The sequence below is a fragment of the Stenotrophomonas sp. 116085_Sma genome (genome assembly GCF_056479585.1).
The window spans coordinates 165,850-181,404 of sequence record NZ_CM151057.1; the positions used below are offsets into that span (position 1 = coordinate 165,850).

The 15,555-nt window shown below is 66.1% G+C and carries 1 protein-coding gene; it reads left to right on the top strand.

Annotated features, from left to right (window positions below; genetic code table 11):
* Positions 1-7: 7 nt before the first annotated feature.
* Positions 8-15,535, top strand: coding sequence for a hemagglutinin repeat-containing protein (locus ACZK0Z_RS00795; protein ID WP_197632186.1), 15,528 nt, complete (start codon positions 8-10; stop codon positions 15,533-15,535).
* The last annotated feature ends 20 nt before the right edge of the window (positions 15,536-15,555 follow it).

Sequence of the window (15,555 nt, forward strand, 5' to 3'; positions counted from 1 at the left end):
CAGCGCCGTGAACAAAGTCTACCGTCTGGTCTTCAACCGTACGCTCGGCGTCATGCAGGTCGCCTCCGAGCTGGTCAACGCTGCACACGGCGGGGTAGACCACCGCGGCGGCAATGCCGTCGGCACCCTGCGGCCGATCAGTTTCGCGCTCTGGCTGGTGCTGGGCTGGGTGGGATTGGTGCAGCCGCTGTCCGCGCAGCAGGCGCCGGCCGATCCCGGCCGTATTGCCGCCGACCCCGGCGCACCGGCAAACCAGCGCCCGACGGTGATCACCTCGGCCAACGGCACGCCGCAGGTGAACATCACCACGCCCAGCGCCGGCGGTGTGTCGCGCAACACCTACCAGCAGTTCGACGTCGGCCAGCAGGGTGTCATCCTCAACAACTCGCGCGGGGACGTGCAGACCCAGCTGGGTGGCTGGGTGCAGGGCAATCCGTGGCTGGCCACCGGTACCGCGCGTGTCATCCTCAACGAGGTCAACAGCAGCAACCCCAGCCACCTCAATGGCTACGTGGAGGTCGCGGGTGCGCGGGCGCAGGTGGTCATCGCCAACCCGGCCGGCATCCAGGTCAATGGCGCAGGCTTCCTCAACGCCAGCCGGGTGACCCTCACCACCGGCACGCCGATCGTTACCAATGGCGTGCTGGACGGGTATCGCGTGGAAGGCGGCAGCATCGGAGTCGGTGGTGCAGGCCTGGATACCAGTCGCGCCGACTACACCGACATCATCACCCGTTCGCTGCAGGTCAACGCCGGCATCTGGGCCAACCAGCTGCAGGCCAGCCTGGGAAGCAACGTGGTCAGTGCCGACCACAGCAGTGTCCAGGCGCAGAAGCCGGCTTCTGCGGCGCCCGTCTTCGCGCTGGACGTGGGCGCACTGGGCGGCATGTACGCCAATCGGATCTGGCTGGTCGGCAACGAACACGGCGTGGGCGTGCGCAACGCCGGCAAGATCGGCGCGCAGGCCGGTGAACTGGTGGTCACCGCCGATGGCCGGCTGGAGAATGTCGGCGCGATGCATGCGCAGCAGGACACCCGCATCGACGCCAGCGGCGGGATTGCCAATGCCGGCACGCTCAGTGCCGAGCGCGAGCTGCGCGTGCAGACCCCGGTAGACGTCGACAATAGTGGTGGCACGCTCAATGCGCGCCGCATCGAAGTGAACGCCGATGCGCTGCGCAATCGTGGCGGCAGCATTGAACAGCTCGGAACGCAGGCGCTGCAGCTGCAGGCGGCCGATGTCAGCAATCTGCAGGGCCGCATCGGCAACGTGGCCAGCGTCTCGCCGGGTACCGGCACCGGTACCCCGCCTGGCACCGGTACGCCCGGAACCGGGACGCCGGGCACCGGCACGCCCGGCACGGGTACCCCGGGCACCGGCTCTCCGGGAACCGGCACCCCGCCGGTCACGCCGCTCCCGCCCCTGGCAACCGGCATGCTCAACATCGCCGGAACCCTGAGCAACGACGGTGGCCGCATTGAAGCCAGCGGTGACCTGCAGCTCAGCGCCCGCAACAGCCTCGACAACAGCGACGGTACGCTGGGCGCCAGTACCCTGCAGGTACAGGGACAGGCGCTGCGCAACATGCGCGGCACCCTGCAGGTCCAGGGTGCGGCCAGCGCGCAGGTGCAGCAGCTGGACAACAGCGCCGGCCGCATGACCTTCGCCCGTGGCTTCGAGTTGAAGGCGCAGTCGGCGATCAATCGTGGCGGCAGCCTTGCCCACGGTGGCAGCGCGGCGACGACCTGGACGATCGGTCAGCTCGACAACGGCGAGGGCAGCATCTCCAGCAATGCCACGCGCCTGGGTCTGGACATCGGCACCCTGGTCAACACGAAGGGCAACATCAACCACGCCGGCAGCGAAGGGCTACTGCTGCGAGCGGAGGTACTGGAGGGTGTACAGGGCAGCATCGCTACCGCAGGCGCGGCAGACCTGCTGCTGGGCCGTGCCGACCACCGCGGCGCGCAGCTGGTCGCCCGCCAGCTCGAGCTGACGGCACGGGACCTCGACAACCGTGGTGGCCGCGTGCTGTCCACCGGCCAGCAGGCCAGTACGCTCAGCGTGCGCAATCATCTGGACAACAGCGACGGTGGCCTGCTGGCCAGCAATGCCGACCTGCAGATCGACGCAGCATCCTTTGGCAATGCCGCAGGTACCGTGCAGCAGGCGGGTACCGGCAACCTGCGCATCACCACCGCCAACCTGCAGGGCCAGGGCGGCACCGTCCTCAGCAACGGTACCCTGCAGCTGCACGGCGATACCCTCAACCTGCGCAATGGCACCACCGCTGCACAGCGCATCGATGTGCGTGCCGGCGACCTGACCACCGCGGGCGGCACGCTGACCTCGACGGGCAGTGATGCATTGCGCCTGCAGGTCGCGCGCACCCTGGACAACAGCGGCGGCACCGTGGGTGCCAATGGTGCGCTGGACATCAACGGCGGCACCGTCATCAACGATGGCGGCAAGCTGATCGCCGCAGGCACCGGCACCAGCCGCATCCATGCCAGCCAGCGGCTGCAGAACCAGCGCGGCCTGCTGTCCGGCAATGGCGACCTGGACATCACGGCCGATGGCCTGCTGAACGAGGGCGGCAGCATCGACCACGCCGGCACCGGCACGCTGAAGATCAACGCGACCTCGGTGCAGGGGACCGGTGGCAGCATTGCCAGCAACGGTCAGCTGCAGTTGAGCGGGCAGCAGCTGGACCTGCAGAAGGGCAGCACCCGCGCCCATGACGTGAAGATCGATGCTGCCGGGCTGGACATCAGTGGCGGCAGCCTGCTGTCACTGGGCGAAAATGCGATGCAGCTGCAGGTGCAGGGCCTGCTGCGCAACGACGGCGGCAGCATCAGTGCCAACGGCGCCCAGCAGATCCACGCGGGCGCGCTGTCCAACCGCGGCGGCGCGCTCAACTCGGCCGGTACCGCGGCGTCGCAGATCCGGGTCGACGGCACGCTCGACAACAGCGGCGGCAGCATTGCCAGCAATGCGGGCAACCTGCAGCTGCAGAGCGGCGCCCTGATGAACGCAGGTGGCACGCTCAGCCATGCAGGTACCGCCGGCCTGGTCATCGACACCGGGCGCCTGGACGGCGCGAAGGGACAGATCGCCACCGCCGGCGCACTGCAGCTCAACGCGGCCGAAGTCGATCACCAGGGCGCGTCGCTGACCGCCACGCAACTGGACATCACGGCAGCCGGGTGGAACAACCGGGGCGGACGCATCGTCGCCACTGGCACCGGCAGCAATACGCTGCGCGTGCAGGGCACGCTGGACAACGGCAATGGCGGCACCCTCGCCAGCAACGGCAACCTGGATATCCACGCGCGCACCTTCGGCAATGCCGGGGGAACCGTGCAGCAGGCCGGTTCCGGCAGCCTGGCCATCACCACGCAGGAGCTGACCGGTGCCGGCGGCACCCTGCTCAGCAATGGTTCGCTGGACCTGCAGGGCGACAGCCTCGATCTGCGCGAGGGCACCACGACGGCGCAACGCATCAGCATCGATGGTGACAGCGTGATCACGGCAGGTGGTCAGTTGAGCGCGCTGGGCGCCCAGCCCCTTCAGCTGCAGGCCCGCAGCCTGCTCGACAATACCGGCGGAACGCTGGGCAGCAATGGCGCCATCGACGTACGCGCAGGGCGCTTTGTCAACGACCATGGCAAGCTGATTGCGGCCGGTGAAGCGGCCTCTGCGATCCGGGCTGCACAGCTGGAGAACCGCAGCGGCTCGATCTCTGCCAACGGCAACCTGCACATCGAGGCGGAAACACTGTCGGGCCAGGGCGGGAGCATCGGTACTGCCCGCGCGCTGGATCTGCAGGGCGGGTCGTTGGACCTGCGCGGCGGTACCGTGGCGGCCGAGCAGCTCGACATCGTGGCCGGCAGCCTGGACAACAGTGCGGGTGCGCTGCGCGCTACGGGCAGTGGAACGCTGGCGATGCAGATCAGCGGTCGCTTGGCCAACGACGCTGGCACCATCGCCAGCAACGGTGCCCAGAACATTCAAGCCGGCGAGCTTTCCAACCGCGGCGGCACGCTCAGTTCGGCAGGCAGCGCTTCCACCGAGCTGCACGTGGATGGCCTGTTCGACAACAGCAACGGCGTGCTGGCCAGCAATGGTGCGGCGCTGAAGATCGACGCCGGCAGCATGGCCAACGTCAAGGGCACGCTCAGCCATGCCGGCAGCCAGGGCCTGCTGCTGCGCACCGGGCAACTGGATGGCCAGGGCGGCACCATCGCCAGCGCGGGCGCCATCACCCTGCAGGCGGGCAGCGTGGACCATCGCGGCGCCACCCTGCAGGCCGAGCGCATCGCGCTGGACGCACAGTCCTTCGACAACCGGGCCGGCAAGGTCATGGCGACGGGTGCGGAGGGCAGCCGGATCGACGTGGTCGGCAGCCTGGACAACGGCGGGGGTGGCCTGCTGGCCAGCAATGGCGACCTGGGCATCCAGGCGGCGGTGTTCGGCAATGCCGGCGGTACCGTGCAGCACGCTGGCGAAGGCGTGCTGTCGATCAATGCTGGAACGCTCAACGGTACGGGCGGCACGCTGGTCAGCAATGGCAGCCTGCTGCTCAAGGGCACCACCACCGACCTGCGGGCGGGTGTCACCTCGGCCAAGCGGATCGAGGTGGATACCGGCACCCTGATCACCGCCGGCGGCACGCTGACCGCGACCGGCGGCGACATGCTGCGGCTGAGCGCGCGCGAACGCATCGACAACAGCGGCGGCACCGTATCCAGCAACGGTGGGCTGGACCTGCGCAGCGCCGTGCTGGTCAATGCTGGCGGTACGCTGCAGTCCGCCGGCACCGCAGCGAGCCAGCTGAGCATCGGCCAGGACCTCAACAACCGTGGCGGCCGCATTCTGGCCAACGGTGGGCTCGGCATCACCTCAGGCAGCATCGACAACCAGGGCGGCACGCTGCACAGCGCAGCACGCCTGGTGGCAAAGGCCGATGGCCTGCTCGACAACAGCAACAAGGGCGTGATTGCCAGCGGCGCGGGCATGCAGCTGGCAGCGGCTTCGCTGGACAACCGCACCGGCAGCATCGAGCAGGCGGGCGACAGCCTGTTGCAGATCGATGCCGACACGCTGCAGGGTCATGCCGGCCGCATCGTCAGCAATGGCGAGCTGCAACTGAAGGGCGAGACCATCGATCTCAGTGCGGGCACCACGGCCGCGCAGCAGGTCAGCATCGAGGCCGGCCAGCTGGACAACACGGCGGGTACGCTGAACGCTACCGGCAACCAGGCGATGTCGCTGCAGGTACGCGGCGCGCTGGGCAATGACGGCGGCACCATCGCTGCCAACGGTGCGCAGCAGATCAGCGCCGGTTCGCTGTCGAATGCGGGCGGTACCTTGAGCTCGGCAGGTACGTCCGACAGCCGGATCACCGTCACCGGCCGTTTCAACAACGGCGGCGGCACCCTCGCCAGCAATGCCGGCAACCTGCGTGTCGATGCCGGGCAGCTGGTCAATGCCGCGGGCAGCATCGTCCATGCAGGGAAGGGCGTATTGACCGTACAGGCCACCCAGCTGGACGGCGCCGGCGGCAGCATCGCCACGGCAGGCGGATTGCAGCTGGATGCGGTGACCGTGGACCATCGCGGCGCCACCCTCACTGCCGATCACTTCGCCCTCAACGCCGACCGCTTCGACAACCAGAACGGCAAGCTGCTGGCGACGGGCACGCAGGCCAGCACCGTGCAGGCCACCACGTCACTGGACAATGGCGGCAACGGCCTGATCGCCAGCAATGGTGACCTGACACTGAGCAGTGCAGTGTTCGGCAATGCCGGCGGCACCGTGCAGCAGGCTGGCACCGGCATGCTGGCCATCAACACACACACCTTGAATGGCCAGGGCGGCAAGCTGCTCAGCAATGGCGCCCTGCAGTTGACCGGCGAAACCACCGACCTGCGTGACGGCACGCTGTCGGCTACCCGCATCGCCGTGGATACAGGCACGCTGCTCAACGCGGGCGGTTCGATCATCGCCTCTGGCAGCGATGCATTGAAGGTGTCCGCGCGCGACAGGCTGGACAACAGCGGTGGCACGCTTGCCGGCAATGGCACGCTGGATCTGCGCAGCGCGCAGCTGCTCAACAACCGGGGCACGATCCAGGCTGCCGGCGGCGGTATCAGCACCCTGGCGATCACCCACGCGCTGGAGAATCGCGGTGGCCGCATCCTGACCACAGGAGACGCCACCCTCACCGCAGGCGCGTTCGACAATCGCGGCGGCATCGTGCACAGCGATGGCAGCAGCGCATTGACCGTGCGCGTCGACGGCCTGCTCGACAACAGCGACAAGGGCACCCTGTCTGCCGGAGGCGCACTGCTGGCCGAGGCACAGTCCATCAACAACGATAGTGGCACCGTGGCTGCTGGTCAGGACATGCAGCTGACCAGCGCCGATGCGCTGCGCAACCAGGGCGGCCTGGTCCAGGCCGGCAAGCACCTGCAGGTCTCGGCCAGCGGCCTGAACAACAACAGTGGCCGGATCATCGCCAACGACCTGCAGCTGGATACCCGCGGCCAGGCGCTGGACAACCGCAGCGGCATCATTGCCAGCCTTTCCGGAAACGCAGAGCTGCGCAGCGGTGCCCTGGACAACACAGGCGGCCTGCTGCAGTCGGCGGCAGCCCTCAGCATCAACACCGCCGGACAGCGGCTGATCAATGCCGGTTCCAACGGCAACGGCATTGTCAGCAGTGGCACGCTGCAGATCCGCAGCGGCGATCTGGACAACCGTGGTGGCGCGGTGTCCGCCAAGGCCGGTGCCGACGTGCAGGCCATCAACATCGACAACAGTGGCGGCGGCTCGCTGGTGAGTGCGGCCGACCTGCTGCTGCGCGCGCAGCAGCTGGCCAACACCGGTGGCAGCGTGACCGCCGGTGGCAATGCCGACATCAGCTTGCAGGGCGCGCTGCTCAACAGTGGCGGCCTGGTGGCCGCGACCGGCCGCCTCGACCTGCAGGCCGGCCATGTCGACAACCGCAATACGCTCAGCCCGGGCAATGGTCCTGCACTGGGGTTGCAGGGCAAGACCCTGCAGGTGACCACCAGCAACCTGGACAACCAGAACGGCCAGGTGATTGCCGACAACCTCGTGCTGCAGGTGAACCAGCGCCTGGACAACAGCGGTGGCCTGGTGTCGGCGGCGCTGGGCTCTGATGTCCGCGCCGATACCCTGGTCAACAGCGGCGGCACCCTGGTGGCCGGCAGGCAGCAGACCCTCCGCACCCGCGAGATCATTGGTGATGGCCGGCTGATGTCGCAGGGTGACATGACTCTGGAGCTGGGCCAGAGCCACACCAACCGTGGCGAGATGGTGGCCAACGGCACGCTGAGCCTGTCCATCCAGGGCAACCTGGACAACACCGGCAAGCTGGCCGGCGCCAACGTCAACATCAATGCGGGCAACATCACCAACGCCTCCACCGGCGAGATCAGCAGCATCGGCCTGACCCGCCTTGCAGCGGGCGGCGCACTGGTCAACTACGGCCTGCTGGACGGCAACGTCACCCATATTACCGCCGCGACCGTCGACAACATCGGCAGCGGCCGCATCTACGGTGACCGCGTCGCCATCCAGGCAAGTTCGCTCAACAACCTGGCAGCCAACATCGGCGGCGTGGACCGTGCAGGTACCATCGCCGCGCGCCAGCGCCTGGACCTCGGCGTCGGCACGCTGACCAACAGCGGCAAGAGCCTGATCTTCAGCGATGGCGACGCTGCCATCGGCGGTGCCCTGAACGGCCTGGGCGCGGTAGGCAGCGCCCAGAAGGTGGACAACATCGGCTCCACCATCGAGGTCAGCGGCAACCTGGACCTGTCCGCGCTGGCGGTGAACAACATCCGCGAGAACGTGGTCGTGGAGAAGGTCACCACCGTGCATGCACCGGTGCGGCTGGAACAACCCGGCTGGTTCAAGAACGCCAACAACAACAACCGGGATTTCCGCGCTACCTCGAATTACCAGCCGTATGAGATCTACTACCTCAACCCGGCGGACATCCTCGAAGACACCCCCTATGTCACTCCGGATGGCCAGCAGATCCGCAAGGCGGTGATCCGGCTGTCCAGCAACACCAGCGCCTATGCGTTCGCCCGCGGTGGCGTGCATGGCGCACGCGCGTCACGTGAGCGCCTGAGCGTGCAGGACGGCACGGTCACGATCTATTACGTCAGCCGCGCCGACAACCGCAACAATCCCGATCAGCTTGGCGCAGGCGCGGAAGATCCCTTCCGCGATCTGTCCACCCGTGGTCCGGGGTCGCCGCCGATCGAGTACGTGACCGATACCCTTCGGTACAACAACGCCTACGGCACCTGCACCACGACCTGCGTGCAGATCATCACCTATCCGGACTATGACAATCCGGACGCGACGCTGATCAACATGCAGCGTCACCCGCAGGAGACCAGCGGCAACGAGAAGACCCGCATTGCCACCCGCACCACCGTGGAAGACGTGGTGGTTTCGGCAGGAAACAACGCCGTGATCAACGCGGGCGGCAGCATGCGGATCAGCACCGATCGGCTGGAGAACCGTTTCGCCAACATCGCCGCGGGTCGCGACCTGGCCATCGTCGGCCTGAACCGCGATCAGTCCGAGGTGATCAATGCTGCCGAGCAGCTGACCCGTACCAGCACCTTCGACAACCAGTCCATCACCTACGGTGGCTCCTCCAGCCGCTGGAAGGCGGCACCGATCACCGAGAAGACCGGCGCGCTGGGTTCGTCGATAACCGCCGGTGGCAAGCTCACCATCGATGTCGGCAACCTGCGCAACGACAACAACGGGGGCAGCAACCCCAACGCCGGTGGTGGCAAGGGCACCGCGCAGCTGGATACCAACGGCCGCGGTGCAGGTGCGGTCGGCCCCGGCGCGGGCAGCGTGCAGGGGCCCGGCCAGAGCACAGGCCAGGGTGCCGGCAGCGTGGACGCACAGGGGCCGGGCACCGCTGGCGCGGCGCAGGGCGCCAACGGTGGTCATCAGCAGGCGGTCGCCCAGACCGACGGCGTGCGCGCGGACGCGGCGGGTGCCCAGGGCCCGAGCCAGGCCGGCAACGCCGGGGCGGGTGCTGGCACGGCGCAGGACATCAATGCCGCCCAGGCCGGGCAGGCCAATGCCAACGGCCCGGCGGCGGTGCGCGCCGGAGAGCATGCCGGCAGTGGTGGCAATGCCGCAGTGGATGGCAAGCAGGCCACGACGACAACCGGTGCTGATCCGCGCGTGGTGATCACCACCAGCCCGAATGCCGGTGCACCCACCGCCAGCCTGTTCAATGTGGACGCCAACCGTGGCAACCACATCGTGGAAACCGACCCGCGCTTTGCCAGCTATCGCGATTGGCTCAGCTCGGATTACCTGCTGCAGCGCGCAGGCTTCGATCCCTCGCAGACGCAGAAGCGCCTGGGCGACGGCTTCTACGAGCAGAAGCTGGTGCGCGAGCAGATCGGCGAACTCACCGGCCGCCGCTTCCTTACCGGCCATGCCAGCGACGAGGACCAGTACCGCGCGCTGCTCGAGGCCGGTGCCACGGTGGCGAGCGAATGGGGCCTGCGCCCAGGCGTAGCGCTCACCGCCGAGCAGATGGCACGCCTGACCAGCGACATCGTCTGGCTGGTGGAAAAGGACGTCACCCTGGCCGATGGCTCGGTGGTTCGCGCGTTGGTCCCGCAGGTCTACCTGCGGGTGCTGCCGGGCGACCTTGGCAACGATGGCGCATTGCTGGCCGGCGCGGAGGTGGACGTCAAACTGCGCGGTGACCTGGTCAACAGCGGCACGATTGCCGGCCGGCAGCTGGTCAGCATCGATGCCGGCAACATCCGCAACCTGTCCGGCGGCCAGATCAGCGGTGCCCAGGTGGGCCTGTCGGCGCGGCAGGACATCGACATCATCGGCAGTACCGTCAAGGCTACCGATGCGCTGGCGTTGAAGGCCGGCGGCAACATCACCGTGGCCTCGACCACCACGGAATGGAAGGATCAGGGCGACCGCCTGTCGCAGCAGAAGACAACGCTGGATCGCGTGGCGGGCCTGTATGTCACCAACTCCGGTGGCGATGGCGTGCTGTCGGTGGTGGCCGGCGGTGACATCGGCCTCAAGGCTGCAGAGATCCGCAATGCCGGCAGCCACGGCATCACCCAGCTGGTTGCCGGTGGCAACCTGGACCTGGGTGCGCAGACGTTGGGCCAGAGCAGTGCGCTGAACCACGACAGCCGCAACCACACCAGCAACAGCCAGACCACGCATGCGGTGACGTCGATTGAGGGCGCTGGCGATGTGGTGCTGGCGGCGGGCAAGGACATCAACCTGGCTGCAACCCGCATCAAGGCCGATGGCGGCATGGCCCTGCAGGCCGGTGGCGATATCAACAGCCAGGCGCTGGTGGACAGCCGCAGCAGCGACTTCAATGCAGGTGGCAAGCGCAGCTCGCTGCAGATCAGCCAGAGTGATGAGACCGTGCGTGGCAGCCAGTTGCAGGCTGGCGACAATGTAGTGCTGAGAGCGAACCGCGATATCAACCTGACTGCCACCCAGGTTGCCAGCTCGGATGGCACGCTGAGTGTGGCGGCCGGTCGCGACGTCAACCTGCTTTCGGCCAACGAAACGCATGACTTCAGCCTGGACAGCTACGACAAGAAAAAGAAAACCCTGTCGAGCACCACCACCACCCGCCACGCCGAGAGCAGCGACAGCTACGCCATTGGCACCGGCCTGATGGGCGAGAGCGTGAGCGTCACCGCCGGCCGCGATCTGACCGCCGTAGGCGCGGTGGTTGATGCCACCGGCACAGTGGTCCTCGGTGCGGGCAACAATGTGCTGATCACTTCTGCGGAAGACCATCACAGCAGTGAGTCCAGCGAGACCAGAAAGAAGTCCGGCTTCACCGGTGGCTTCTCCAATGGAACCGCTTCGATCGGCTACGGCAGCTCGAAGAACAGCAGCAGTTCTGCCGAGCAGTCGACCACCCAGGTCGGCTCCGCCATCGCCTCGCGCGAAGGCAGCGTGCTGATCAACGCCGGCAACCAGCTGACGATCGCCGCGTCCGACGTGGCCGCAGGCAAGGACCTGACCCTGGTCGGCAAGGACATCAACCTGATTGCCCGCCAGGATACGGTGGATACCCAGGCCAGCCAGTCGAGCAAGTCCAGCGGGTTCTCGGTGGGCGTCACCTACGACCCGGCCAAGGCGTACCGCACTGCACGCGACAACGCCACCGAAGGCATGGCCGACAGTGGCACGATGATGGGCCGGATCACGCGTACCGCTGAAGGCGTAGCGGCCGGCGTGTCGGCGGCCGTGCTGCCGGCGATCACGGCCGGCAGCCAGCGCTCGAACAGCAACCAGAGCCACTCCACCAGTGACGCCCGGGTCAGCAACCTCAATGCTGGCGGCAATCTCTCGCTGATCGCCAATGGCGGCTCGATCACCAGCCAGGGTGCGCAGATGACGGCCGAGGGCAATGCTGTCCTGCTGGCCACCAAGGACATCGTGTTCGATGTCGCGCACAACACCGAGCGCAGTGACAGCGACAGCCGGGGCAAGGGTTGGGGTATCGCCACCAACTCCGCCGGTCTGCCGTTTGGCACCAACAATTCGCGCAGCGAGGGCGCCGGCCAGAGCGATACCATCACCGGCACACAGCTGTCGGTGGGTGGCGGTGTACGCATGGCCACCACCGAGGGCGATATCAGCCTGACCGCCGCCAACATCGCGGCGGAAAAGGACGTCAGCATCCGCGCTGCGGGCGACCTGACGATCCGTAGTGGGCAGGACACGGTCAGCAATGCCAACCGCTCGGACAGCAAGGCGATCGGCACTGTGCAGATCTCCGATACCGAGAAGTTCTCCGGCTGGCATCGCGAGCAGCATCGCGATGACAGCGCGCAGGTCTCGCAGGTGGCCAGCACCATTGGCAGTCTCGGCGGCAACGTCAACCTCACCGCCGGTGGCAAGTACACGCAGAGCGCCAGCAATGTGGTGGCGGCCAAGGACGTGAACATCACTGCCGCTGAGATCGAGCTGCTGACCGCTGACGAAAGCGGTCACTACTCGCAGAGCGACAAGGACCTGAAGATCGGCGCCTTCGCGCGGGTGAAATCGCCGTTGATCGATCTGCTCAACAACGTCGACGCCGCCCGCAAGTCCGACGACCGCCTGCAGAAGATGCAGGGGCTTGCTGCTGGTGCCAATGCCTATCAGGCCGCCAGTGCCATCTCCAGCATGGCCGGCAAGGGCGGAGGCGGGGCACTGATCAGTGCCGAGGCCGGCGTTGGCTTCAAGACCTCCAGCAGCAGTGCCGACGGCAGCAGCCAGGTCTCGCGTGGCTCTACCATCCAGGGCGGCGGCAACGTCAACCTGACCAGCACCCAGGGCGACATCCACGTGGTGCAGGGCAACCTGAGCGCGGGCAACACGCTCAGTCTGGATTCGGCCGGTGACATCCTGCTGGAAGCCGGCAAGGCGCATGTGGCCGACCGTAGCAAGAGCAGCAATGCCGGCGCCGAAGTCGGCGTGGGCGTTGCGGTGGGTGCACAGACCGGTGTGTATGTCTACGCCGAAGCGAGTGTGGGCAGCAGCAAGTCCAATGCCGAGAGCAGCACCTGGCAGAACACCACGCTGACCGGCAAGAACATCTCGATGAAGGCCGAGGGCGATACCACCCTTCGCGGCGCGACCGCCACCGCCGACCGCATCGACGTCAAGACGGGGGGCACGCTGACCATCGAATCGCTGCAGGACGTCGCCGAGAGCATGTCCAAGAACAGCCAGGTGGGCGGCCGCGTGCAGGTCTCGTTCGGCACCGCGTGGAACGCCGACGGCTACGCCAGCGGAGGCAAGGCCAACGGTAGCTATCAGGGCGTTGGCCAGCAGAGCGGCCTGTTTGCCGGCAATGGTGGTTATCACGTGGATGCTGGCCACGTGAATCTGGTGGGCGGCGCGATCGCCAGCACCAATGCAGGAAACAGCGAGCTGACTGCGGATTCGCTGACGTTTACCGACCTGCAGAACCATATGGACTACAAGGCCACGTCGGGCAGCATCAGCGGTGGCTTCGGCAGCAGTGGCAAGGGCCCGACGGACAAGAGTGTGGGAGCGGTTGAGCAGCTGCAGGGTATCGGCAGCAGCATCAAATCCGGAACGTTCGGCGGCGTGGATGGTGTCGGGTTCGGCGGTGGACTGCCGATGCATGAAAGTGGCAGCGACAGTTCAAGCACGCGTGCAACACTGACCGAGGGCAATATCACCATCGGCGGCAGGAAGACCACAGCGGCCGAACTTGGTGTCAATACCGATGCAGCTGCGGCACACCGCGCGCTGGAGGCAATGCCGGATGCCAACAAGATGCTGGCCGATCAGCAGGCGATGGCGAATGCAGCAGGCACGGTACTGGCCACCAGCAAGCAGATCGCATCGGACATTGGAAGCTACGGGATCAACAAGATCACTGATGCCTACCTGGAAGGGAAGAGCGCCGCAGAGAAGGAGGCGTTTGCCAACCTCAGTTCCAAGGACCAGTACGCCGCCCTTGCCGGATTTGACAGCTCCTACCCTGATGCACTGGTCACGCAGCAGAAGTGGGCACCCGACGGTACCTACGGCCGTGCGCTCAACGCGGTCTCCACCGCGCTGGTCGGCGGCGTGGCAGGGCAGGCAGGTGGTCAGGTCATCTCGAACACACTCGCGCCCTACGCCGCTGAGCTGATTGGAAAGACATTCGATCCAAACAAGCAGAGCGCCGTCCCAAGTGAGGCGATGCAGATGCTCTCGCACGCGCTTCTTGGCGCGCTGCTTGCGGAGGCGAATGGGGGTTCGGCGGGTACCGGAGCCGCTGCTGCAGGAGGTGGTGAACTGGCAGCCAAATTCCTGGGTGACTACTACGCGCGGCAGAATGGCGGGCAGCTGACTCCGGAGCAGGAACAGCAGATCAAGGCATTGGGCCAGGCGGTCGGCGCGATGGCTGGTGGGATTGGTGGAGACGGAGCCATGGGTGCGGCGTTGGGAGCCACCATCGCCAAGAACTCCGTCGAGAACAACTACCTGAATCATGCAGAGCGCATGCAGTTCCTGGACGCCATGCTTAGCTGCATGAAGAGCGGGGAGCGTTGCGGCGAACAGAAGGAGCTGGCAGCGCTGTCGGATGCGCGCAATACGGCACTGATTGCAGCATGTACCGCGGCTGCCGATTCGCCTGCCTGCCGCGCAGAGCAGTCGAAACTGGGTGACGCCTATTGGTCACTTACCCAGAATGATTCCACCTATCTGCGATGGATCAACGACAATGGCCTTGATCTGGCCCAGGCGGCACTGACGAAGGGCAATGGTGGCCAGCTCGCCTCCGATCTGCTGACGCATACGTCTTCCCTGGATGCCCGTTACAAGATCACCTGTGCAGCGGCAGGGCGCTGCGATCCATTCACCGCCGGCATGCTCGCGTTGAATGGGAAGACACAGGAGGCGGCGGCCAACGCGGCACTGAATCTGCTGTTCGACAAGGCGGGCTCGGGAGCAGGCGTGGTGACCAACGCAGGTGGAATGGTCATGGACATGGCGAAGATGAATGCCATCTACATGTCCATTGAGAGCACCAAGCAGGCCTTGAACGACTTCCAGCGCATCGGTGAAATTGGCGGCTGGGGTGTCATGAAGGAAAAGGGCGCCGGCGCCTGGTCGTCCATTTCAGGCTACTTCGGGAACGGCTGGGATGCGGCGACCTACGAGCTGGGCCTGAACCAGAAATGGAACCTGGCCGATGTGGCCGCAAACGGATTCACCAAGGGGGACATTGGGCTGGACGTCGCATTGGCTGTGATCAGCCTGGGTGATGTCACCGCGATGCGGGCGGCCGCGAAGGCCAGGAAACTGGCGGCGTTGGAGTCAGGCGCCGCTGCAAAGCCGGTGGCACCCGATCTGGTCCCCCCGCGACAGCCGGCAGACGTCCCGGCGCCTGTGAACAAGCCGTTGGCACTGCCTTCGCCAGAGTTCAATGTTCCCAACGGTTACACGCTGGTCAAGAACGCCGATGGCACGGCCAGCGTTACTGGTCCGCGAGGAGGAACCTACACCTCGACCGGGAGATATACGGATGAAGGCAAGCCGATCTTCAAAGACAATAGTGGGGGTTACGTCACCTTGGATGGTGCGCGTTCATCGGTCCCCGCTCCCGTCGATTTCGAGTCTGCTCCCAAGCATCATATTTGCACCAATAAATGTCTTGTGGGGGCCAATGGAAAGGTCGCGTGGACCAAAGAGTACATGCGGTTCTTCGAAGGCGCAGGGCTTGATATAAACAAGTCTGTAGAGAATCTGGTTGCAGTCAAGGGCCATCGTGGGCCGCACCCTGAGGCATACCATCAGTACGTATATGATAATCTTGACAGAGCGACCAGTGGCTTGAAGCCTGGCACGGCAGCGTACAACTCTGCAGTCACAAGAACGCTGGAGAGGATGAAGGCAGAAGCGGTTATCGTGGGAAGTCAGGTCAACAAGTGGTTGACGAGGAGTTGAGTTGAAATACTTTCGCATCA